Raw genomic sequence first — 19471 nt, 5'->3', positions numbered from 1 at the left:
GTAATGTTTCTGGTAATGTTTCTGGTAATGTTTCTGGTAATGTTTCTGGTAATGTTTCTGGTAATGTTTCTGGTAATGTTTCGCTTTGGAGATTTAACACTTTAAGAGCGTATATCTGGGTTGCTCCCAGAATTCTTACTATGCAATGCAAAATAACCCTGGGCAAAACCATTAAAAATGCTCGGCAACACTACGGGTTGAGCCAGAAAGATTTGTGTAAATTGCTGATTGTGCCATCAGACAGTTTTGAGACGATCGACCGCTGCTTACTATCAAAAATCGAAAACAACCGAGTTGATGTGCGATTACCTGAGTATGACTGGCTTATGCCCCAATTTGCTGAAATATTCTCCTGTGAGATTGGTTGGCTTGAAGAAATCCGTCAGCAAACCGAAGTCGAACCTTTCGATTTCAGCAAAGCACTAGCCGTATTTCCCGTTTACTTCAATCAACAACACTATGAACTATAAAACAGTGTATCTGCATCGGGTGGTGGCGGAACAAACTCTCGATCGCAAACTCAGACGGGCGTGAAGTAGTTCATCACCTGGATGAGGATAAATCCAATAATGCGCCAGAAAACCTGGTGATTTGTTCTAGTCCTTCTGTTCACGGACGATACCATGTCCGTTCTCTAAGACAGAAACTTGAAGCCGTAGCTTCCGGGGCGGTACGCCATCGACCTCTGATTCAAGTAGGCGATTTGTGGCTTTAAATCAACAGCTTGCTCAAATAAGTTATTCCAGTTCCAGTAAACCATTTTGGGTATTTCCCTGAAAACACAACACACGATTCTTGCCGTTACAACAGCTTTGACCGTCGCACTAGCAGCAACCAGTCCTCTATTTACTTCCGGCAAAGTAACTGAAGCTAGCCAAGTCGATCCATATCTTGCGGAATATGATGAAGAGTCATATCCGATCGGCATTCAAATCGAAGAATTTGAAGGCAACCGTCACAAGTCAGAGTAATGCTTCGCTTTGAGGTAGTGTTGTTTTTTTCAATGCTATGAAATTAGAAGATTTAGTTCGGTTTCTGAAATATGAAGCCGATCTCCCTACCTTTTTCCAGACTTCTGCCAACTATTACTATCATAATCAGAAACTACCTTCAGAGATTGAAACTCAGAAAATCAAGGTAGTTTTAGCCGTCAGCGATCAAAAAGAAGGTCAGCAACCAAAGAGTAATGATCCACTCTATCAACAAGCCTATCAAATCGCTCAGTCTATTTAATTGGAGCTGATAAGATGGAAGGCATTAATATTTGGTCTGGCTCTGATATTGGGATTGGTGCAGCTTTGACCAATCCCACAGAGCTAGCTTTCCGAAAGAACAAAATCAAAAATCATTACCCGGTAACATTCAAAGGCGTGAATTTCCGTGATGCTGAATCTGCCTATCAAGAGTACAAAAGCCCTGATATGCAGGAATCGATCGAGATTATGACGGAAATTATTGTGTGCAAATTACAGCAACATCCACGACTGTTTGAAGAAATTACCAAACGAGGCGGTGTTGAATGGCTTAAGCGATGCCGTCACATTGTTGGAATCAAAAATAGTCGTTGGGAAGGCTACGGATTAGAAAGCAATTTCATCCTGTGCTTAGTATTTGCGTATCAACTGTGTAGTGAATAGCGCGATTGCCGGGTCGCTCCCGGTTTAAAATTATGTCTAAGCCTAAGTCTGAAATCAAGTTTGCGATTCTTAAGGCGAGTTATTGGGTTGGCGATGCTACTGAATATGGCTGCGTTTACTGGCTTCTCGAAATGAAAGGGAAATGGACTGAAGAATTTGAAGCAGCTCATTTCTTTGATACTCGATCGGATGCTGAATTACGCTTAGCTGAGGAGAATCGTGCTTCTGAAAATCCTCATAGTTCCATTGTTGAAGTTGAATTGTACCGTGATTAAGTTAATGCTTCGCTCTGAGATTTTAATTTTAAGGAGAATCAGTCATGACAATTACAGTCGAACAAATCAAATCAATCCTTGCTGGCACTGAAGAAAATCTGCGACTTTTGCAGAAGCAGCCAGAGTATCAGGCGCTCGAACAGAGCGAGAATTTTGTCACACCAAATGAATTAGGTTTGGCAGATGCTATTCAGGCACTGAGTGAAGTTTATGGAGCGATCGAACAATCTGAATGCGATTCAGTCAGTGCTGTCGTTAGTTCACAACTACCCCCCAGCGGAATTTCTCACTAATTAATCAGCGCATAGCCGGGTCGCTGCCGGCATCTTCATGAAAACTAAAACTGTTGAATGGAATCCCCCGACTGCTGAAGAATTGCCATGTAATTGGTCAGTTCAGGCGATGCGCTACGCGCCCGCAAGCTACGGAATGGGTAAATGTTCACGAATTTTGCCTGCATCTTTACCAATGTCTCGATCAACGACCAATTCCCGATTTTCGCAAACTAGGAACAATTTAAAATGACACTCGATCCAAATGACATGAGAACCTACCCGGTTCAACAAAAACCATGCAAAACTTGTCCGTTTATTGGAGAAAAACCGTTACCTCTCTCTCCATCAGATTTGGCAATATACTACCAAAACTTGATGGAAAACGGGCAACACATTAATGTTGACAGTCCCAGTTTTGTAGGAAAGAGGGTAAAATTCTCTTCAACTCAAGCGTCAACTGAGGTTGCGGAATTGTTGTTTTGCCCAATCCAACAGTTCGTCGTAGGTGGAATAAGCGCACAGTATTCGTGACTTATCGCCTTTTTTCCTTACCGCAATCACTTTGCCTCTCCTATCTTCATAACCAGGTTGTCCCGTTATTTCTTCTAGTTCTAGCTCGAAGAATTTAAGCGCTTGAATGAATTGGGAAATCTTATTGTCTTCCATCAGTCTATTATTCTTTATTTTTACTGGTTGATTGTATCAATACACCCCTGATGAAACGAAACTCGTTGTGCTTTATAGTCTATACTGTAAACAGTTTACAGCATAAGCTTAAGTTTAAATATATGCAACTTTCATCATACCAAGAAAAAAACATCTACTGGGTAAAAAAGGGAGTAGGACACGGATGCTGCAATGCAGTTGCCGGAAGTGGGAAAAGTACCACACTGCGACTTGCTGCGATTGCCCTAAAAGAATCGGCGTTGCTTAATCAGGGTCTGAAAAAATAATTGGAATATCCAGAAGCTTTGTGGCTACTGGTTTATATGACTGGCATTTAGCTTTTCAAACCATAACTCAGCAACGCCAGAAAATGATTAAAAACATAAATTTAGGTAGGATAATTAGTATATTTATCTTGTGAGCATCTGTTGGCTCATTTATTGATTTTTAGCAGGAAACTACGGCAAAAGTGCCTGAAAATTGCCTTTATCTGTGTGCATGGATGTAGTCCACAAAGTAAAATCTAGGACGAAGCCAGAATCTCAGCCAAGTGTATGCTCCTAGACCTAGTAGTGCTATCACAATTAAGGGTAAGCCCACATAAAGTCGCAATTCATCAGGAAAGAGAGCAACAGCGCAAACAGTAATCACAAAGTAGCCTAAAAGCAATACTTGTAAGCGTTCCACGACCAAAAGTGCTTTTCGACAGCTACTACAATGTTGGGTGTGTTGTTTGTAGCGATCTAGCGTTTGTTGACGATCGTTATTGATATTCCGTGTCGGTGGAACATTGATTCCAACTTCGCTCCAAGGGAGTTCTCCATGACAATAGCGGTCAAACCACTTCCTAAACTCAATTACGAAACGGTCTGCACTTGTAGGTAAGTGATAGGCAGTTTTCCAGCTTTGGGTAGATTTGGCTTGTTGGAGAAAATACTCTTGCTGCTGTAGAAGAATCATATCTCCCTCAAGAACAAGATTGCGATTGGTGATGTGATCCCACCAACGGGGTGTGAGACGATAGAGTGTTTTACCAAAGTTACGGGGAAATAGAGCGACAATTCTAGACTTCCCAGGAGACAGAGGTATACAGTAGGTGAGCAATCCAAACTTTTTGCTGCCATCGCCAAAACTGAACGCATACTCTAAGCGACAAGGCGGTTCAAAAGTAATTGTTGTTTGAAAAGGCCCAACTATCGCCCCTTCAATCAAATTGGGTGTTGATTGCACGATTTGGAAGGCAATTGGTCTGGCTTTTTTGCGATTACCCTGGACGCCGTGATGAGCAAAAGGAACATGACTCGGATCTGCCACATTTTCCACAAGGGTTTCCCAGTCATATTCTAAATCTCGTACAAAAGAAGACCAAACAAAGCCTTGAGTTGCATCTATTTGCGGTGATAAAGGTAAGGGTGTATTTGCAGCTTGTTCGCTTGATTTTGCATCTGGCCAAATCCAGAGTAAATCCTGTTGCTGACGAACTGGTAGTGCTACAGCACACAGATTTTCTTTATTCTTGCTTACAAGTTCTGGATTTTCCGCTTGGGGAATATGAGTACAACTTCCCTGCTCATCAAATTGCCAACCGTGATAGCTACACATTAAATTCCCTGTTTCGTCATCAATGCGCCCCTCACTTAGAGGCGCAAGGCGGTGGGGACATCGATCTAAAAACACTTGGAAAGTTTCAGATGATTTGGGCTTCCAGATAACTAAACGCAGTCCCAAAAGTGTTACTGAAGTTGGTTGCTTGGGATCTAAGTCTTCGAGTGGTATCACAGGATACCAATGCTCAAAAAAACTGAATTCTGGTTTCATTTGACAAAAAGTTAGGGTGTGGGGGTAGGGAAAGAAAAAGACTTCCCGGTTCCCTTGGGTTATTATGCGCGCTCGCACAAGAAATGGAGGTGCCTTATATTTTACCTCAGACGTTCGGGAGCGATGCCGACATTAGGTTAAGGTTGACTTTTTCTTTGCTTCCAAAGTTTGACCAATTGTCGGAAATCCTCATTTTCATCGTTGCTTAGCATCGCTTTCACCGCTTCCTTGACTCCCAATTCATGCACTTGGCAATAGACATCATGGGCTGCTGCGGGGTCATTGTCCGCGATCGCTTTGAGTGCACGCTCAACCAGTTCTAGTTCGTTTTCGTTGAGATTTGAGTCGGCAGCGGATTCTAAAATTAAATAACGCCGGTCAAGGTAGAGTTGTTTTTTTGATTTACCAAGAATTGTCACTTCGCGGTCAAGCTCAACAAGCAGGCATTGTCGCCCATCCTTCCACACATCAACTACGGTGGCTCCCTCGCCTCTGTATTCCTCAGCGCCGGGATACTGATCCGAAACTTTCACTCGATCGCCGGGGGTGAATTCGAGTGGAGGGGCGATCGAATTGTTACAAGTTTTTGAGTTGTTACATGGTTTGGGTTCGGGATCAAAAGTGGGTGTAACAGGCGCTGTTACAGGCGTTACATCAGTTACTGGCTGAGACTCGACTTTATGATTAACACTCTGGGCGATGTCAGGTGATGGTGTTTTTTCAGATTGGCTACTTTCATCTTGTAACGCTGTAACGTCTGTAACCATGCGGGTTTCAGCGTTTTCAGATGTTGTAACAATTTCAGAATTGCTGGTAACGCCTGTAACCACAACGGTTTGAGCTATTTGAGAATGTGCTGGAATTTCTGCAATCTTTGAAGTGCCTGTAACCGTGCGGGTTTGAGTTAATTCTTGCAATCCACCATCACAGCAAATAGTTTTGATGCAAGCCCAGTTCGGGATGTGGGGGCGGTTGCTGCCATCTTCATCCTCCGCGATTGCTACATCAACAAAGCACGGTAAAATCTGAAGTCCCTGCCACTGAGCCGGAATGCGCTTGATTTTGTCGCCTTCTCGCACAACCTCGGAAGCTTTCCAGTGATTTGACAATACTCGCTGCAAGTGGTGAACGAACTTGTTGTAACCGCTTGGCGAGAGATTGTGGGCTTTGCAGTACGCCACGTACCAACTGTGCAGATCACTACCAACGTAACTATCGCCACCCGCTCTCAAACAGCGATCGACAAACGAACGGACGCTATCCCCTAGAATCGCGCCATCCTGTTTCAACGCGACAATTGATGGATTGGTGGACGGTACGAGCAAAATGCGGTCGCGTTCTGTCTTGTCCATTGATAACGCCCAACTGGCGATCGAACCTAACTCAGTGGATAACTTGCGTCCTAGCTCCGGGTCTTCAATGTTGGCGATGCGGGCGCGGGTTTGCAACGGAATGCAGCGCCTGTCCCAACCATCGCCACTGTTCTCCGTTTGGATGTGTTCGACGGAGGCGATCGCAAATCGCACGTTCCATTTTTTCTGGTAAGCCGATGCCGAAAATAGAGCCCGTCCCGAAATGCCGCCATTGTCTACCAATTCGTAAAAAGCTTTGAGTCCGCTAAGAAATCCGCCCGCGTCGGGGATGTAAAACAAGGATTTACCAGTTAATAATTGATGCCGACCTTCAGGTTTTGTCAGTTCGGTCAAGCTATTGGAACTAACGCTGTTTTCTTCGCCGAGTAAGTTTGCCCAAGTCCGCAGCATCACGCCTTTCCCGCTACCGCTATCCCCAATCAAGTAAGCAAATTTCCCGTAAGGTGCGGTTGGGTCTAAGTACATCGAAGTCAAAGCCCTGATGACTTCTACTTGCTCGATACCGTAGGCAGAAAGTATGAATTTCTTAAATTCGGCTGGACATTCTGACCCCGGCACATAATCGCAGGGGGAACAAGAAAGCAGGTAATGTTCCTTGTCGTGTGGGAACAGTTCGCCAGTTCTCAAATCCACAGTGCCGTTTGAGAATGATTTGAGGTGGTTCCGAGAAGTGTCAACCTTCTGGTGCAGCACCTTCCGGCAATATTTAAAAGCCGAATCTAAGAATTTGTTAGTGCCGAACTTAAACTTTTTGCCGACTTCTGCTGTTTCGTAGCAATTCTCAGTAAAGTCGCCGATGAGTTTGTTCACATCCGCTTCATCTTGGAATTGCCAATAGCGCCCGTTCCATTGGTAGAAAGCATCATTGATGACTATCCAATCATCTCCGAATAAATTCTTGAGGCAATGTACCTCAAACGTTGTGGACTTGGGGACTAAGTATCTGTCTCTAGTTCCACCACTGCCGCCGTCGCCTCCAAAGGTTTTTGATTCCCAGTCCTTAAAAGTAACGGACGTGGCCAGCACTTTCCTAAAAGCTTCAATGCTCTTTCGTTGAATCAAATCATCCATGCCTTTTGTCTCGCCTTCGATGCCCGCATCCCAACCTCCAGTTGCACTGTAGACCGGAACGTCGAATTTGAGCAACTGTAGACCGAGTTTCCGCTGTTCCCAGGTGACGTTTGGGTTGGTGGCGGCATCGGCATCGAAGGCAAAGATAAACCCAAAACCTGCACGGGCGTACTTTTCTAAAGTTTCGACCAAGTAGCGCTTGCCTTGAATGTCTCCTTTTTTAGAGGTAAGACCCATTGAAACGCCCAGCAGTGCAATAGTTGGGATGTCGTTAGCGCACCCGGCGATTCCTTTGAACGGGCCTTCAGTGAGGACAATGCACGGATGGTCGTTGATGCGGTAGCAGTGCTGCTTGAGATTTTCGGTATCCCAGTAGTTTTTGTCGGTGGGATGCTGGGGCAAGAATGCGTCGTATTCACCAACGGGAGTCCGATATTTGGGCGCTTTCTTGCAGCTTTCTGATTTCCAAGGCTTGTCCGGTCTGAATTGGAATTGTGTTGTTTTTCCCACAAACAGGATACCGCCAGACTTTGCCGTGTACCCCAAGTAAAATGATGCCTCATCCGCAGATACGGTTCGACAGTTGGCGTAACTCCAATCATTCAACAACCCCCGGCTCTCAATGTGGCTCTTGTGTTTGGGGCAAAGGTACGCGGTAGATTGAATTTGCTGTACAACATTCATAGATGCCTCTCTCGCTACTCATAGCGGTGCTAACTGGTTTTTGTACAAAAACCCGCTAAATGTAGAAGAGACGGCTCTGCTGTAACTACCGCTGAGGTGCAAAGGTGCAAATGATGCGGTAGTGGCAGAAATAGACTATGATGAATCTAAAGTTTTTGAAATTTGTTTGTCTGCCGTCTCTTCTAAAGACTGCGGACTCTTTTTTTTGGTCTGGTCTAATCGATGCGGGCGATCGCTTGTCGGCAACAGCCTTTTCAAATTCTATACGCGGACGTATGGCTTAGATTGCTGGCTGGCAAGGAATTGTTGATAAGCTTCCTTATCGCCACCGCATGAATCCACAGAAACCTGGCTAACAATCTCATAAGTCATTGTTTCAGCTTCCTCTGGTGTCAAAGGCTGGCGTTCGCAGTAAGCAATCTGTACATCCCGAAACTCCGGCATATCCCCTTCAACCTCTGATAGGTCAGCTTCGTACCGAAACACTCTGACCACTACCCAGTCCGAAGGAACCACAAGGTAAGCTTTCCAAGGGCTACCCTCTTTTTTTACGTGGTAAGTGAGCCGTTCGCCAAGTTTGACCTGACGCTTCAGTAGTGGACGCGAATCGTGAGAAAGCTGTAACAGTCGAGTCAACTGTTTCCCAATCACAAGCTCTTTACTCTCGATCGGTACCCATTTTTCTTGCTCTTTGACTAGGTAAAGGTTCAGCGTAGACTTGCTTGCCAATGGGTCGTATAGTTCGATGTCTTCAGTTGGTGTTATTTGTTCGAGTAATGTCATTGTTTATACCTCATCTTTATCTCGATCGTCTTGGTGGTCGCCCCACAAATCCCAGAAGCTGGTCTGTTTGCCTTTGAAGACGCAATCGACTTCGAGGTCTGAATCGTCCTCGTTTTGTTCAACTCTTTTGAGTTCCCACCCGTACTTCTTTTCCATCTCCTTGCAATCTTCTTCAGATGATGCCGAATGTCTGTTTTCCTGCTCCGAATCGTCATCCTCACTTTTGCTAAATGGCCATCCAATCATTGCGGTCACTCCTTTAAATTGATGTGTTTTGAAACGCCTCCAGCTTCTCCTAGTAAGCGTTTGAGCGTTTGTAAACTCAAAAAGTTTGAAACGCCTCACGCTTACTATGGTTGTGCCTAAAATCGCAATTTTATGAAGCTTTCGGCGTATCGGAATCTTTTGAGGATCGCACCCAAACCGATTGTCGGAGTGTTCGAGATTGTGAGTGTTTGCGATCGCTCAGAAATTCGAGACGTATAACTTACACTCCTGTCGAGCTTCTGAACTTTTACAGGCTCAGCCGCTTGTGTCGCTTTCAGTTTCAGGGCGATCGTTCCCCTGATTTTGTTCTATGTACTGTTTGACCAAATCGATAAGCACTTCATTCATGTTTTTTCCGTTCAACGCACAAATAGCCTTGAACCGTTCTCGAAGTGTTCGAGAAGGAAATGTGACTTTCAAGGTAGGTACTGGTTCTGTAGTTTTTCGGTCGGCCACTGGGATATCTAACGCAATTACTTTATATATCCCAGACTACCCGTTAAAGCTCTTTTTTTGCTTAATGGGTTAATAGGTACATACGGGATGTTTGCATCAACTATCCCGTATGAGTTATCATACACTCACGAACGCCGACAAACCAAGCAGAAGCATGAAACAGTTATCTGTACTCCCGATGTGGTTGCTTTACTTAGCTTTGTTAGCGTCAAAAACCCAAAACCAAACCCCGCCTCCTCTGACTCGCAATCTTCTGGGGCGGGGTATGGCACTCACTTTCGGGAGATTTCCTCTATGTTCGCAGATCACGGGCAGCCATCGCAACCCGCCCGACCAAGCTTTGTAGAAATACCCAATCCCCGCGTCACAACCACAATGGGACGCATGGAAGTGACCGACGTTCGTTCTGAAACAGTCACCGGTCGCCTACAGGACGATCGAGACAACCCGCTAGAGGAAGACGGACAGCCTGTTTACATCTGCGTTCGGAAGTCAGAGATTTTGTGTGACACCGAACGAACCAACATGATGAGTTGGTGGGAACTGGGGGAACAAGCGATTACGGGACACACAACGCCCCGAAAATATTCCATCGAATCCTTAATCAACAGATTGGACGGACTCAACTTGGATGAGCTTTACACTTTACGAACCTTTGTTTGTTTGGAAGCCGACCCGTTTCAAGCATATTCGGGTAGCGTCAACAACGACTTATCCCACTTGCAGGCGTGGTTTCCGACAGTGCGAGTTCTGGAGCGTGTCGAACAAAACCAACTAGCAAGCGCATTGTGTTGGCGAATATCAAGCGAATCCAACGCACCGACAGCACCATCTCCAGGCGACGGGAGGGACGATCGATGAGAGCACTCAGAAGCCATCAATTTCGGTGGAGCGTTACCGTTACCCGCAAGTACAATCCACCCCGCCAAATCGTAGTGTTCGGGCGATCGGCAGCAGAAGCGCTTCAAGGAGCCGTATCTTCTGCACGGGAAGTCTGGGGTATCTGGGATGCCAAATCATTTAGCACTCCCGAAAGGAAATAATTGTTTTTGATTCTTCGTTAGCTACTTCGGGCGACTCCGAAAACAGCTAACGAAAGAATCAAATGGAAACCACCGAACTCTCTTGAGATTGCATAGCAGCCCCAGTGAATTAAGAAGATGCCAGCGGATTCGGATCAAATTAATTGCCCCGTGCCGATTCCTCAGAAAAATTCATGATATTCCAATCAATGTCATCATCAGGGAACAGGGATAATTGCCCAGGCGATACGTTCGACTGACCCCGATTATGATACGAAAGATGACACGCGGTACACAGAGCGATTAAGTTTTCAGGGCGGTTGTCCTCCGGTATCCGGTTGCGATGATGTACCGTCAAAGTTAAAGCGCATCGTTCAGATTTGGTTAAGCCGCTTTGTTTACCGGGTCGGAGTTTACCGGGTCGGAGTTTACCGGGTCGCAGGCATTGTTGATGGCACTTAGTGCAGCGCCACCCCGCGTTTTCCTTGACTGATAGCGCGATGTCAGACCAATTATCGGGATACCTCTTTGGTTTTGCCATAGCTCGTTTCTCACAATTGGGACGATCGCTTTTGCTGTTCGCTCCATCCAGTTTATAGAGCTGCGAATCCCCTAAACACGCCGTTGCTATAGGTTTCCAAGTTTGCTTCAATCCATTGTGCGGTTTCAAAATATCCCAAAGCTACGGCTTGAAGGCGAACAGTGTTGACATTGAACATATTGGTCGTGTTTGCCTCTCGAACTGCATCAATACCTTGAAGGATGCACTCCGGGATTTTGATAGGTTCCTCAGCTTCCACTGAAGTAGGCAACTTACCCAACAAACCGAGATATTCCTTTACCCGCTCCTCGAAGTTAGCTTCAGCTTCAGCTAAGTCCGTGAAGTACCGGCCGTAATAAAATCCACCATCTTGGGCATTGAAAAAATGCGTTACCCATTCTTCACCGGTGCGCCATTCTCTGAGAGTAATGTAACCTGGGGCTTGAGAGCCATCACCGGGAATGGGATGTGATTTTAATATGGAGTGACTTTGAGCGTTCATAAACAATTTGTGTGGGGTGAACTAGGATAATTTGTAGTCGATCGACTTGACTAACTTGAAAACTAAGTAGCAACAGTCGCAGGGGTAGGGCGCGTTGCGGGTGCATCGGTAGTCTTTCATCGGATTAGTTAAGCGCGAGGTGTAAAAGTTCATCTCCATGTTTTCCAATCGGGTTATAGCCAATTGGTAGCCAAAAGTAATCAGAACCCCAATAATCGCCGTCAAAATCTTTGAGCCACCAGTCGTTATCTACACCGCCCAAACAAATCTTTTCTACGTTGAAGTAAAGCTTGATTCGTTGAAATTTATTAGCCATTGGTTGAACCATCAATCAAAAAGCTGGGGGATACTCAAAAGCAGGTTGCCAGTTACTATTAATTAGCCTACCCGTTTTTGCTGCATTGTAGTTGCCTATCAAAAAAGAACGGCGTTTGGGTTCTGAATTACCCGTCTGCTGTATCAGCGTTTCGCGTAACGGGTGGTGGCTGCTAATCAAAAACTCGTTCCTGGTACTAAGCCTTTCGAGATACCGTTGATGCGGGAGTTGGTCGAACTTCCCACCCACACCGCGATTGCAGCTAACGCAAGCTAGCACGAGATTCCAGATGCCGTCAATGGGATGAGCGATGTTGTAGTTGATTAGAACGCGGGGGAAAAAGTGGTCTACATCCGTTAAATCGATCGCGCTGCTGATAATCGAAATATCGCCAAAGCAGTAGAAACACTTACCTTTTTGATAGCCGTTTAAAGCACCGCGACACGAGGTAATGTTGACACGGCGAGCGCGATTTTGAGTAAATAGCAGGCTTTCGTCGAGGTCGCAACCAATTGAGATGAGGTTGCGGGATACTTTCAATTCCCATGCCGTTTCCACCAACCGCCACCGCGCGTCAACCTCTTGGGGTAAGTTCTGCCCTTGGTTTCCCTCCAACATCCCAAATAACTCATCGGTCAGAGCGATCGCTTTAGCACCCTGGCTTTCACTACTGAAGAAACGCACGGGTGTCTCCGCTCTATTGACGTTGTGAAACGCATCAATTACGCAACTGAACCCAAGCTTGACTGTTTCCTCAACTAACTGCTCTCTGCTGATAATGCCTGCGTTAAAATCCTGGCAAGTTTTTAAATATTTGCTAGACGGCGATGTGGTTTGCTTTGGAACTAGGCTCAAATGTTCGCAAAGGTTCCGCGCAAATGGTTCTGCCAACTCCTCCAAGGCGATGATGCTTTTACCACCGGGTGCTAACTCCAACAACGACTGAGCTAGCGCAAACTTGTACGAGGCGACGTTCCTCCCAAAGAGAATGATGCCCCGCCAATAATCCTCTATTGATGGTGCATCTCCCCAAAAATGTGACATACGCGCCTTGACAATAGTTCGTAAACTAACTACACTAGCTAGCAGGTTATCAAAAAGGCGATCGCCCAAGTCCGGTCAAAGTCAAGAGCGATCGCCCAGCACCAAAAGCAAGTTCGGATGCAAGATTAATGAAAGCACAGATTTACGTGAATAGGCACATCACTGCCGCCAATAAAAAAGCTAGCAAGCTGAGGAAAGTTTTGGTGGACGAGCGGGCCATCAGCATCAACACTTACTTGGGGTCGGTCTATGCCAAACGGGTTGAGTTCACCAGCGGGTGCGTGTTGATTCAGGATGCCAGCCAAGCTCGGTGTTCGGGAGCGACTATCTGGATTGAAGCTGTATTCGAGAGTTTGGTGATAGATGGGGTGGCAGCAGACCGAGCGATGTTCGACAAGGGAGAAAGATGACAGTCATTCAGACAATCCCAGAATCAAGGTGCATTTAAAAATAACTGCATCCCGCGCAAGTTGAAATCGACAGTTTCCTCACTAGCAAGATATTAGATATGTTCAAAGGCAAAGAATACATGACCCAACAGCAGCAAGTCCTTGCTGAAGAATTCGAGGCTGAAATTGAATCGGAGTACGCGCTTTGTATCGCCCAGCTCCAAAAAGCCAAGCAAGCGATTGAATGGGCGACGACAGACTTAACCCAACAGCATCAAAACTTAGCCAATTCCGAAATTGATGCGCTCCGTAAATATTGGTACGAGCGGTTAGAAGCTCTCATCAATCTTGTCTCCTGGAGGGCTCCGAAATTGCTCCAACAATTGAACGAAAAGTATCCGCAATCGCTATCTTAAGCGCCTTATTAGAAGTTTAGTTCGACAGTTTGGTGATAGGTGGTGTGATGGCAGACAAAACGACGTTGAAAAAGAAGAAAGCATGAAGACAACGGAGTTCATTATTTCTGAGCTACAGAAATCCTTGTCCTTCAAAGGATTGAAAATCAACAAACTGGATTCTCCCGTTACTAGCGGTTACTCGGAAGAATGGGATATCCAAGATAGTGAGGGGTGGAACTATGCAGGTTTTGGAGTCAAAAAAGGGGAGTATGAATACACTCTTGCACCCAACAAATCTTTACCTTTTGAAGCTCAATCAACAATCGATTGGGTGCAGAGTGAGATTATCCGCATTCACCAATTAGCTTCTAGCACTGACGCTACCTAAACAAATAACCGGGATCGTAGCATCATGTATTTAGATATCAACCCTATCAAATCAGGAGTCATAACAATGTATCACGAATTAGTCGAAAGACTGGCGGTTGTTCTAGCAAAAGGAGAGGGTTGGGAAATTGAAGATATTCACGGCAACAATCCGAGAATGAAAGTGTATTTAAAAATGGCGGCAGCCTGCTTGGGTGAAATAGACAATTATCTCGAAGAACAAGAAGTTGAATTCGGGGACTTAGAAGTTAATGCAAGGTATCAGATGCCGCAGGTACTAAATCAGGAGGAACGCTGAACATGAGTCAACCCAATCAATACGATGCCGTACTCGGTGGCAACAGCCCTGGGCCACGGCAAGGAAGCGCGGTTATGGGAATAGCTAACAGATACTCGGAACCGGAACACCGCCAATTTTGCTTGGACATGGCAGCAGCCCAAATCCCAGTCAGTCACTACGGCGGTCGCTTCTTTTGGTCTGGCCCAGCAGCAAGAGTCGCTGATATTCAGGACGTGCTCAGTTGTACCAAAGTGAAATGTTTGTGGGATGAATCAGGCGGTGGCTTTGTAGTTTACCCGCCTAGCTTACAGTCAAGAATCGATCGGCAAAATGATGCACCAACTGAATGAAGAAAATCTTTTTCCTATTTATTCTTCTGCAAAAAGCGGATCGTCCTCATATAAAAGATTGGTCGATGCCTTTTTTGAGGTGATTCGGGTTGAGTTAGGCTGTCAAGTTGTAGAAAAGTAGGAGGATTGCCATGAAAAAAGTAAATTATCTAGGGATAGAAGTAGAATCAAGTGCGATCGCCCACGAGGAATTTGATACTCTTCCTCTTGCTACGGACGATGAATTAGACCTTGTGGCCAGCCTAGCCATGCAAGAATTGTACAAAGTTTTTCGAGACAGAGGAGGTCGCGAGCTTGATAAGTGTTCGGGATGGGCAGCAGTGGCAGGCTACCGAATCCCAGAACCCAAACGTGCTGAATTTACGCTTTTGTGTAAGGAAAAGTGGAGGTCGCTCATCCGATACTTAGAAACCGAATACCGACTCCGCTAGTCAGTTAACTCGCCACACAATCAAGCTTTAAATATGCCGTATCTAAAGCTTGGTTGCCACATAGCCTAGAGAAAAATACAGATGTTTGTAGCTCAATCCATCAGACAACCCGACCAGTTTTACTACGCCCATACTTTGTCGAGTGCTAGGCGCTGGAAAACGCGCAGGGGTGCTGACAAAGCCGTGGCTCAATACCCCAACAGTTACATAGTAATCGCAGAAGCGGAAATAGGTTCACTCCTACACAAATCCCAGTTTCTGATAGCTCGTATCCAAGTAGAAAAAGCAGCCGAACAGGCTTATCGCAATCATAGTTCCGAGGCTTTCTCACCCGAATACCCTGACACTCATTTTGAAGAATTGGCGGTGCAAGCTTGGGAACGCTATCAGCAGCAGCGGTTGCAGGAGGTCACAAGTTGAGTTTGTACGCCATCAGGTTCAAAAAGGATAGCAAAGTGCGCTACCTAATCCAAACTCAGGGGAATCCCGAATACAACTCCATTGATTCGGGTACTTTGGAAGGAGCGAAGACTTGGAAAACCGAACGGGGCGCTAACAATTACTTAGCTAAGCTTTTGGTAGAGCCAGGTGGCGACAAACTCCGAAACCGATGGACGACGATCGAAGTTGTGGAAATCTCACCACAGCAACAATATCACACCAACAATCCCGAAGTTATCCGCAAAGCCAAAGCTAAGTACGACAGCAAGCGCCCCGTGTTCTCGTTTCGCCCCAAGCCTGAGATTCTAGAATGGTTAGAGAAGGAGCGATGCGAGGGTGAAAGCGATGCCGATTTGCTCAACCGAAAGCTGGGAAAGTTGATGAATCTGGAACAACAATTAGGAGGAGATTGTGGACGTTGAAACAATTAAGGCAACATTACTATCAGAAATCGAAGAATTAGAGGAATCGTTGCAGATAATTACGCGCCGGGTCAAAGAAGGCAAGGCAATAGGTTCGCATACTAATGTAGATGCTTCCAAAGTTAACAATTTGATTGGCAAATATCAATTATTTATGGCGATTTCTTCCAACGACACAAACTCAGAAACCCAACAAAGCGATGAATAATCCAACTGAAACTACGGAAATAGAGCAATTCAAAGGATACTTGCAAGATTTAGTTGCTGTCATGAAAACAGTACCAGGCAGAACGGATTGGAAGTACCGGGGGTTTGAGGAATTGGTCTTAGAGTGTGGCAGGGTGATGGAACCCAAACCGCTACCCAAAAACATCAAACAAGGTCAACCGAGCTTCTGCTACGCCAACTGCCAGCGCTTAGTCTTAAAAAACCGCAGCCTTACTTACGTCGAAGGCTACGCGATGGCGCAAGGCGTATCTCTCCCGCTGCACCATGCTTGGCTGCTCGATGCCAACGGATACGTTATTGACCCGACTTGGGAACCTTTCGGCTGCTGTTATTTGGGCATTCCCTTGGCGACATCGTGGATAAAATCTATTTGGAATTCTCGAAAGCAGAAGGGACGCACTGATGAATTGAGTATTTTGCAGGGGAATCATCTCGAAGATTTTTCGATTTTCAAACAAGGATTTCCGGCAGATGCTCTTGCCTAACCTCGAATTAATTGAATGTCATGAACATTACAGACACCGCTAAAGAATTTGCGATCGCCCAACACGGCACTCAAAAATACGGTGAGCATCCCTACTCGTATCATCTAGCTCAAGTATCTCAAGTGCTAAGCGAATTCGGTTATGCAGGCGATGAAGCAATTGCAGCAGCAGGATGGCTCCACGATACGCTAGAAGATACGCCAACAACTTATGAGATGCTTGTGTCTGAATTTGGGAAAGAAACAGCGGATATTGTGTGGGCTGTAACCAGTGAGTCCGGGGGAAACCGAGTCGATTGCTTTCGCAAAACTGCCTTAAAAATCCAGTCCAACAAAAAAGCTTTGATTGTTAAATTGGCTGATAGAATCGCTAACACCGAAGCTAGCCTCCAAAGCAATCCCAAGCTATATAAAATGTACGCCAAAGAGTTCCCCGTATTCAAGGAACTCCTGTACAATCCCCAGGATATCAAACTAATGCCCCTGTGGAATCGATTGCAAAGCTCGAACAAGTAAACTCAATAGAACAGGAATTTTACCGTGACTAATCTAACTCAAACTATCTCAGGAGAGCAGATAAAGCGCTACTTAGAAAGTGTAGTTGCAGCAATGGAACCAGTGCCCGCCAGAGCCAATTGGATGTATCAACGCTATGAAGAATTAGTCTTAGACTGCGGCTTCATTATGGAACCCCAGTCATTGCCCGAAACGATCGAATGTGGCGCACCGAAGTTTGGTTATTGGAATTGCCAGAAGTTAGCGTTTGCTTCGGACAGCCTCACCTACGTCGAAGGATACGCCCTTCATGCCGATGTTGGATTTCCAATTAGCCATGCTTGGTTGCTCACACCCGATGGATACGCTATCGACCCAACTTGGGATTCTCCCGGTTGCTATTTTGGAGTTCCGCTTTCTACAACATGGGTGGAGTCTGTTTTAGCAGCCCGCACTCGCATAGATAACCTCAGCATATTTGATGGCAACTACATCGAAAAGTTTTCCTTGCTCAAAGAGGGATTGCCTGTTGATGCTTTTGCTAACTTACTGCGGTGAACTCAACTAAACGCTGCGGATTATCTATCGCTTGCACCGTTACGAATGATTGTTCCACAGCAATTGTACGAGCAGTTGCAGGTGTTCGAGTTCGGGCTCGAAGCCACAAGCCTCTTCCCAAGCCTCGGTTAAAGCTGCCCATCCTTCGGGAGTGTCCGGTTTTTGGCGCATTAGGGCGATGAAGTTGGTGGCGGTGCGGGCTCTTGCTGGCTCAATCCCCGACCTCACCAGTTGTAGTTCAAATGATGGATGGCTGCTGTTGGCAAGGATGTCAGCGTAATCCGTGTCTAGTAAATCCAGCGGTTCGATGGGCGAATCAGTCATTTAAGCAATTAGTGACAACTGTTGATTATCAATCATTTTCAACTCTTCTTTAATGGTTCCACAGCAGTTGCAGTTCAAGCGCGGGATAGTTGCTGTGGGCGTGGATGTCGGTTTTAAATCCTGCGGAGCCACTGCGCTAATGCGATGCTTAGAATGACGCAATTTGGCACTCAGTGCGTAAGTCCTAACAGCGATTATGATTAACATAAGTAGGTCAACTTACCTTATATTATGGCAGATCCAATACAACCACCAAGTAAAATGCTACAGGAGGCACAAGAAGCGGATACTAAAGAGAATCCCGATATAAAAACTCATACAATCTCGTCCCGACTGCTCAAGGCGATTCAAGCCCCGACCCCCAGTGAACTCCTTGCCAAGGCAAACTACATGAATCGCAAGCATGAACCGGGGAGCATTGATTTTACTGAGGGTGACGCTCACGAACTGCCCCCACCAGGCTTTGTAGAAGCCCTTCAACGCTGGAGCATTCCGCAAAATGAGAGTTGGTTCGGTTACAAAGACAACCTTCCACAAGCACGAGTCGCTGTGTCAGAAGGTCTGAAGATGCAACGCGGACTCGCGATCGCACCTGAAGATATTTTCTTGACCAACGGTAGTCTGATTAGTCTGAATATTTGTCTTCAGATGCTGACCGAAATAGGAGACGAGGTGATTATCATCACCCCACCTTGGCTAAACTACAGGCGGATGATTCATGTTGCTGGTGCAGTTCCGGTGGGCGTTTCCGTCAATCCAACTACTTTTGATTTGGATCTCGATGCGATAGCGGCTGCCATAACGGAACGTACCAGAGCGATCGTTATCAATTCACCCCACAACCCCACAGGCAAGATTTTTTCAGCAACCACCCTACAACAATTAGCAAATCTGCTCACCAATGCCTCCAATCGCTACGGTAAACCCATCTACCTGATTTCCGATGAAACCTTCAGCCGCATTGTGTTCGACGGGCAAACTTGTCCGAGTCCCACCCAGTTCTACCCGTTTTCCTTCCTCATCTATGGTTACAGTAAGGTCTGGATGGCTCCCGGTCAACGCATCGGCTATATTGCCTTGCCACCCACAATGCCTGAACGGGAATCAATACGGCGCATAATTCGTACACTGCAAGGCAGTCCCTTTGGTTGGTGTTTCCCCAGTGCATTGATGCAATATGCCCTCGTTGACTTGGAGCCACTCACCATCGATATAGAGCATTTACAACGCAAACGCGATTGGATGGTGAAGGCACTCCAAGAAATGGGTTACAAATTACAAATACCTGAAGGGACATTCTTTTTGTTAGTAGAGTCACCCTGGTCAGACGATTGTGCTTTTGCCGAATTGCTAGCTCGCTACGATGTTTTTGTCTTCCCTGGGACACTTCAGGAAATACCGGGTTATTTCCGAATTTCTCTGACTGCCAACCAAGACATGATTTCCCGTGCCCTGCCGAAAATTCAAGCAGCTATAGAACACGCTACTGCCAACGCATTGGGTGGAGTTTAGTCTGAAGTTTTTTTCTCAACATCAAACGGCAATACAACATTA

General features: G+C 45.9%; 34 protein-coding genes and 1 pseudogene. 22 read left to right on the top strand and 13 right to left on the bottom strand.

Features of this window, described 5'->3' with window-relative positions; genetic code table 11:
- The coding region (locus QUB10_RS08850; protein WP_333201318.1) for a helix-turn-helix transcriptional regulator at positions 1-470 on the top strand (470 nt) is incomplete at its 5' end.
- A pseudogene (locus tag QUB10_RS34215) lies at positions 467-592 on the top strand (HNH endonuclease); the annotation flags it as partial. The gene QUB10_RS08850 and the pseudogene QUB10_RS34215, both read left to right, overlap by 4 nt.
- Positions 593-634: 42 nt before the next feature.
- Here QUB10_RS34215 and QUB10_RS08845 read toward each other — a convergent pair.
- Positions 635-760 (bottom strand): hypothetical protein, encoded by a 126-nt coding sequence (locus tag QUB10_RS08845; RefSeq protein WP_333201316.1) that lies wholly within the window; start codon positions 758-760, stop codon positions 635-637.
- 1 nt (position 761) lies between these two features.
- Between QUB10_RS08845 and QUB10_RS08840 the strand changes: the two genes are divergently transcribed.
- From QUB10_RS08840 to QUB10_RS08820, 5 genes are read left to right on the top strand one after another with little or no spacing between them, the layout of a single operon-like run.
- Positions 762-971, top strand: coding sequence for a hypothetical protein (locus QUB10_RS08840; protein ID WP_333152630.1), 210 nt, complete (start codon positions 762-764; stop codon positions 969-971).
- Positions 972-1008: 37 nt separating this feature from the next.
- A complete protein-coding gene (locus QUB10_RS08835; RefSeq protein ID WP_333152632.1) occupies positions 1009-1233 on the top strand; it encodes a hypothetical protein in 225 nt (74 codons plus the stop codon).
- Between the two features lie 14 nt (positions 1234-1247).
- Positions 1248-1637: a hypothetical protein gene (locus QUB10_RS08830; RefSeq protein ID WP_333201314.1), complete on the top strand. Its 390-nt coding sequence runs from the start codon at positions 1248-1250 to the stop codon at positions 1635-1637.
- Between the two features lie 32 nt (positions 1638-1669).
- Complete coding sequence (locus QUB10_RS08825) at positions 1670-1912, top strand: hypothetical protein (protein WP_333201312.1); 243 nt, start codon at positions 1670-1672, stop codon at positions 1910-1912.
- Positions 1913-1956: 44 nt separating this feature from the next.
- Positions 1957-2205, top strand: a complete 249-nt coding sequence (locus tag QUB10_RS08820) for a hypothetical protein (protein WP_333201311.1) — start codon at positions 1957-1959, stop codon at positions 2203-2205.
- Positions 2206-2640: 435 nt separating this feature from the next.
- On the opposite strand, the gene QUB10_RS08815 is transcribed toward QUB10_RS08820, so the two are convergent.
- The 6 genes from QUB10_RS08815 to QUB10_RS08790 form a co-directional block, all read right to left on the bottom strand.
- Positions 2641-2853, bottom strand: a complete 213-nt coding sequence (locus QUB10_RS08815; RefSeq protein WP_333176160.1) for a hypothetical protein — start codon at positions 2851-2853, stop codon at positions 2641-2643.
- 486 nt (positions 2854-3339) lie between these two features.
- The gene (locus tag QUB10_RS08810; RefSeq protein ID WP_333201309.1) at positions 3340-4671 is read right to left on the bottom strand and encodes a Rieske 2Fe-2S domain-containing protein; all 1332 of its coding nucleotides are present in this window, start codon (positions 4669-4671) and stop codon (positions 3340-3342) included.
- A gap of 137 nt (positions 4672-4808) precedes the next feature.
- Positions 4809-7799 carry a DUF3854 domain-containing protein gene (locus QUB10_RS08805; protein ID WP_333201307.1) on the bottom strand — a complete coding sequence of 997 codons (2991 nt, stop codon included), beginning with the start codon at positions 7797-7799 and terminating at the stop codon, positions 4809-4811.
- A gap of 261 nt (positions 7800-8060) precedes the next feature.
- Positions 8061-8582, bottom strand: coding sequence for a hypothetical protein (locus QUB10_RS08800; protein ID WP_333201305.1), 522 nt, complete (start codon positions 8580-8582; stop codon positions 8061-8063).
- Between the two features lie 3 nt (positions 8583-8585).
- On the bottom strand, positions 8586-8828 hold the full coding sequence (locus tag QUB10_RS08795) for a hypothetical protein (RefSeq protein WP_333201303.1): 243 nt from the start codon (positions 8826-8828) through the stop codon (positions 8586-8588).
- Between the two features lie 276 nt (positions 8829-9104).
- A complete protein-coding gene (locus tag QUB10_RS08790) occupies positions 9105-9305 on the bottom strand; it encodes a hypothetical protein (protein ID WP_333201301.1) in 201 nt (66 codons plus the stop codon).
- An 87-nt stretch (positions 9306-9392) separates the two neighbouring features.
- Between QUB10_RS08790 and QUB10_RS08785 the strand changes: the two genes are divergently transcribed.
- Entirely contained in the window at positions 9393-10166 is a 774-nt protein-coding gene (locus QUB10_RS08785) for a hypothetical protein (RefSeq protein ID WP_333201299.1), read from the top strand.
- Positions 10163-10348, top strand: coding sequence for a hypothetical protein (locus QUB10_RS08780; protein WP_333201296.1), 186 nt, complete (start codon positions 10163-10165; stop codon positions 10346-10348). Before QUB10_RS08785 ends, QUB10_RS08780 begins: the two co-directional genes overlap by 4 nt.
- A gap of 363 nt (positions 10349-10711) precedes the next feature.
- Here QUB10_RS08780 and QUB10_RS08775 read toward each other — a convergent pair whose 3' ends face one another.
- The 4 genes from QUB10_RS08775 to QUB10_RS08760 all read right to left on the bottom strand — a co-directional run bounded on the left by QUB10_RS08775 (position 10712) and on the right by QUB10_RS08760 (position 12730).
- The gene (locus tag QUB10_RS08775; RefSeq protein ID WP_333201294.1) at positions 10712-10915 is read right to left on the bottom strand and encodes a hypothetical protein; all 204 of its coding nucleotides are present in this window, start codon (positions 10913-10915) and stop codon (positions 10712-10714) included.
- Positions 10916-10920: 5 nt separating this feature from the next.
- The gene (locus tag QUB10_RS08770; RefSeq protein ID WP_333201292.1) at positions 10921-11370 is read right to left on the bottom strand and encodes a DUF5049 domain-containing protein; all 450 of its coding nucleotides are present in this window, start codon (positions 11368-11370) and stop codon (positions 10921-10923) included.
- 124 nt (positions 11371-11494) lie between these two features.
- Positions 11495-11686 (bottom strand): hypothetical protein, encoded by a 192-nt coding sequence (locus QUB10_RS08765; protein ID WP_333201290.1) that lies wholly within the window; start codon positions 11684-11686, stop codon positions 11495-11497.
- A gap of 15 nt (positions 11687-11701) precedes the next feature.
- Positions 11702-12730, bottom strand: a complete 1029-nt coding sequence (locus QUB10_RS08760; RefSeq protein ID WP_333201288.1) for a hypothetical protein — start codon at positions 12728-12730, stop codon at positions 11702-11704.
- Positions 12731-12858: 128 nt separating this feature from the next.
- Between QUB10_RS08760 and QUB10_RS08755 the strand changes: the two genes are divergently transcribed.
- The 12 genes from QUB10_RS08755 to QUB10_RS08700 all read left to right on the top strand — a co-directional run bounded on the left by QUB10_RS08755 (position 12859) and on the right by QUB10_RS08700 (position 17593).
- Positions 12859-13140 (top strand): hypothetical protein, encoded by a 282-nt coding sequence (locus tag QUB10_RS08755; RefSeq protein ID WP_333201287.1) that lies wholly within the window; start codon positions 12859-12861, stop codon positions 13138-13140.
- A gap of 98 nt (positions 13141-13238) precedes the next feature.
- The gene (locus QUB10_RS08750; RefSeq protein ID WP_333201285.1) at positions 13239-13535 is read left to right on the top strand and encodes a hypothetical protein; all 297 of its coding nucleotides are present in this window, start codon (positions 13239-13241) and stop codon (positions 13533-13535) included.
- Positions 13536-13617: 82 nt separating this feature from the next.
- Positions 13618-13905 carry a hypothetical protein gene (locus QUB10_RS08745; RefSeq protein ID WP_333201283.1) on the top strand — a complete coding sequence of 96 codons (288 nt, stop codon included), beginning with the start codon at positions 13618-13620 and terminating at the stop codon, positions 13903-13905.
- Positions 13906-13971: 66 nt separating this feature from the next.
- Positions 13972-14202 (top strand): hypothetical protein, encoded by a 231-nt coding sequence (locus QUB10_RS08740; protein WP_333201281.1) that lies wholly within the window; start codon positions 13972-13974, stop codon positions 14200-14202.
- Positions 14203-14204: 2 nt separating this feature from the next.
- Positions 14205-14534: a hypothetical protein gene (locus tag QUB10_RS08735; RefSeq protein ID WP_333201279.1), complete on the top strand. Its 330-nt coding sequence runs from the start codon at positions 14205-14207 to the stop codon at positions 14532-14534.
- A 131-nt stretch (positions 14535-14665) separates the two neighbouring features.
- A complete protein-coding gene (locus QUB10_RS08730; protein WP_333201277.1) occupies positions 14666-14965 on the top strand; it encodes a hypothetical protein in 300 nt (99 codons plus the stop codon).
- Between the two features lie 81 nt (positions 14966-15046).
- Positions 15047-15385 (top strand): hypothetical protein, encoded by a 339-nt coding sequence (locus QUB10_RS08725; RefSeq protein WP_333139791.1) that lies wholly within the window; start codon positions 15047-15049, stop codon positions 15383-15385.
- A gap of 35 nt (positions 15386-15420) precedes the next feature.
- Entirely contained in the window at positions 15421-15828 is a 408-nt protein-coding gene (locus QUB10_RS08720; RefSeq protein ID WP_333139789.1) for a hypothetical protein, read from the top strand.
- Positions 15818-16036 (top strand): hypothetical protein, encoded by a 219-nt coding sequence (locus tag QUB10_RS08715; protein WP_333201275.1) that lies wholly within the window; start codon positions 15818-15820, stop codon positions 16034-16036. The genes QUB10_RS08720 and QUB10_RS08715 overlap by 11 nt, the downstream gene beginning before the upstream one ends.
- A complete protein-coding gene (locus QUB10_RS08710; protein WP_333139786.1) occupies positions 16029-16541 on the top strand; it encodes a hypothetical protein in 513 nt (170 codons plus the stop codon). Before QUB10_RS08715 ends, QUB10_RS08710 begins: the two co-directional genes overlap by 8 nt.
- A gap of 20 nt (positions 16542-16561) precedes the next feature.
- Entirely contained in the window at positions 16562-17056 is a 495-nt protein-coding gene (locus QUB10_RS08705) for an HD domain-containing protein (RefSeq protein WP_333139784.1), read from the top strand.
- A gap of 24 nt (positions 17057-17080) precedes the next feature.
- Entirely contained in the window at positions 17081-17593 is a 513-nt protein-coding gene (locus tag QUB10_RS08700) for a hypothetical protein (protein WP_333139782.1), read from the top strand.
- A gap of 39 nt (positions 17594-17632) precedes the next feature.
- Here QUB10_RS08700 and QUB10_RS08695 read toward each other — a convergent pair whose 3' ends face one another.
- Together QUB10_RS08695 and QUB10_RS08690 are read right to left on the bottom strand one after the other, a co-directional pair.
- Positions 17633-17917 carry a DUF4129 domain-containing protein gene (locus tag QUB10_RS08695; RefSeq protein WP_333139780.1) on the bottom strand — a complete coding sequence of 95 codons (285 nt, stop codon included), beginning with the start codon at positions 17915-17917 and terminating at the stop codon, positions 17633-17635.
- Positions 17918-18124: a hypothetical protein gene (locus QUB10_RS08690; RefSeq protein ID WP_333139778.1), complete on the bottom strand. Its 207-nt coding sequence runs from the start codon at positions 18122-18124 to the stop codon at positions 17918-17920. It abuts the gene before it with no gap.
- Positions 18125-18148: 24 nt separating this feature from the next.
- On the opposite strand from QUB10_RS08690, the gene QUB10_RS08685 reads away from it, so the two are divergent.
- Complete coding sequence (locus tag QUB10_RS08685) at positions 18149-19429, top strand: aminotransferase class I/II-fold pyridoxal phosphate-dependent enzyme (protein WP_333139776.1); 1281 nt, start codon at positions 18149-18151, stop codon at positions 19427-19429.
- Positions 19430-19471: the final 42 nt, after the last annotated feature.

It is taken from the genome of Microcoleus sp. B5-D4 (assembly GCF_036705145.1).
Classification (GTDB): domain Bacteria; phylum Cyanobacteriota; class Cyanobacteriia; order Cyanobacteriales; family Microcoleaceae; genus Microcoleus.
This window is presented reverse-complemented; position numbering and strand designations above follow the sequence as displayed.

Bases quoted from the DNA above. Each gene is read 5' to 3' on its own strand.
- QUB10_RS08745 (WP_333201283.1), top strand. From the start codon at position 13,618: ATGAAGACAACGGAGTTCATTATTTCTGAGCTACAGAAATCCTTGTCC.
- QUB10_RS08825 (WP_333201312.1), top strand. From the start codon at position 1,670: ATGTCTAAGCCTAAGTCTGAAATCAAGTTTGCGATTCTTAAGGCGAGT.
- QUB10_RS08820 (WP_333201311.1), top strand. From the start codon at position 1,957: ATGACAATTACAGTCGAACAAATCAAATCAATCCTTGCTGGCACTGAA.
- QUB10_RS08845 (WP_333201316.1), bottom strand. From the start codon at position 760: ATGGTTTACTGGAACTGGAATAACTTATTTGAGCAAGCTGTTGATTTA.
- QUB10_RS08830 (WP_333201314.1), top strand. From the start codon at position 1,248: ATGGAAGGCATTAATATTTGGTCTGGCTCTGATATTGGGATTGGTGCA.
- QUB10_RS08795 (WP_333201303.1), bottom strand. From the start codon at position 8,828: ATGATTGGATGGCCATTTAGCAAAAGTGAGGATGACGATTCGGAGCAG.
- QUB10_RS08785 (WP_333201299.1), top strand. From the start codon at position 9,393: ATGTTTGCATCAACTATCCCGTATGAGTTATCATACACTCACGAACGC.
- QUB10_RS08800 (WP_333201305.1), bottom strand. From the start codon at position 8,582: ATGACATTACTCGAACAAATAACACCAACTGAAGACATCGAACTATAC.
- QUB10_RS08765 (WP_333201290.1), bottom strand. From the start codon at position 11,686: ATGGCTAATAAATTTCAACGAATCAAGCTTTACTTCAACGTAGAAAAG.
- QUB10_RS08770 (WP_333201292.1), bottom strand. From the start codon at position 11,370: ATGAACGCTCAAAGTCACTCCATATTAAAATCACATCCCATTCCCGGT.
- QUB10_RS08735 (WP_333201279.1), top strand. From the start codon at position 14,205: ATGAGTCAACCCAATCAATACGATGCCGTACTCGGTGGCAACAGCCCT.
- QUB10_RS08755 (WP_333201287.1), top strand. From the start codon at position 12,859: ATGAAAGCACAGATTTACGTGAATAGGCACATCACTGCCGCCAATAAA.
- QUB10_RS08760 (WP_333201288.1), bottom strand. From the start codon at position 12,730: ATGTCACATTTTTGGGGAGATGCACCATCAATAGAGGATTATTGGCGG.
- QUB10_RS08750 (WP_333201285.1), top strand. From the start codon at position 13,239: ATGTTCAAAGGCAAAGAATACATGACCCAACAGCAGCAAGTCCTTGCT.
- QUB10_RS08685 (WP_333139776.1), top strand. From the start codon at position 18,149: ATGGCAGATCCAATACAACCACCAAGTAAAATGCTACAGGAGGCACAA.
- QUB10_RS08805 (WP_333201307.1), bottom strand. From the start codon at position 7,799: ATGAATGTTGTACAGCAAATTCAATCTACCGCGTACCTTTGCCCCAAA.
- QUB10_RS08815 (WP_333176160.1), bottom strand. From the start codon at position 2,853: ATGGAAGACAATAAGATTTCCCAATTCATTCAAGCGCTTAAATTCTTC.
- QUB10_RS08775 (WP_333201294.1), bottom strand. From the start codon at position 10,915: ATGGAGCGAACAGCAAAAGCGATCGTCCCAATTGTGAGAAACGAGCTA.
- QUB10_RS08710 (WP_333139786.1), top strand. From the start codon at position 16,029: ATGAATAATCCAACTGAAACTACGGAAATAGAGCAATTCAAAGGATAC.
- QUB10_RS08780 (WP_333201296.1), top strand. From the start codon at position 10,163: ATGAGAGCACTCAGAAGCCATCAATTTCGGTGGAGCGTTACCGTTACC.
- QUB10_RS08705 (WP_333139784.1), top strand. From the start codon at position 16,562: ATGAACATTACAGACACCGCTAAAGAATTTGCGATCGCCCAACACGGC.
- QUB10_RS08725 (WP_333139791.1), top strand. From the start codon at position 15,047: ATGTTTGTAGCTCAATCCATCAGACAACCCGACCAGTTTTACTACGCC.
- QUB10_RS08835 (WP_333152632.1), top strand. From the start codon at position 1,009: ATGAAATTAGAAGATTTAGTTCGGTTTCTGAAATATGAAGCCGATCTC.
- QUB10_RS08690 (WP_333139778.1), bottom strand. From the start codon at position 18,124: ATGTTAATCATAATCGCTGTTAGGACTTACGCACTGAGTGCCAAATTG.
- QUB10_RS08740 (WP_333201281.1), top strand. From the start codon at position 13,972: ATGTATCACGAATTAGTCGAAAGACTGGCGGTTGTTCTAGCAAAAGGA.
- QUB10_RS08810 (WP_333201309.1), bottom strand. From the start codon at position 4,671: ATGAAACCAGAATTCAGTTTTTTTGAGCATTGGTATCCTGTGATACCA.
- QUB10_RS08695 (WP_333139780.1), bottom strand. From the start codon at position 17,917: ATGACTGATTCGCCCATCGAACCGCTGGATTTACTAGACACGGATTAC.
- QUB10_RS08730 (WP_333201277.1), top strand. From the start codon at position 14,666: ATGAAAAAAGTAAATTATCTAGGGATAGAAGTAGAATCAAGTGCGATC.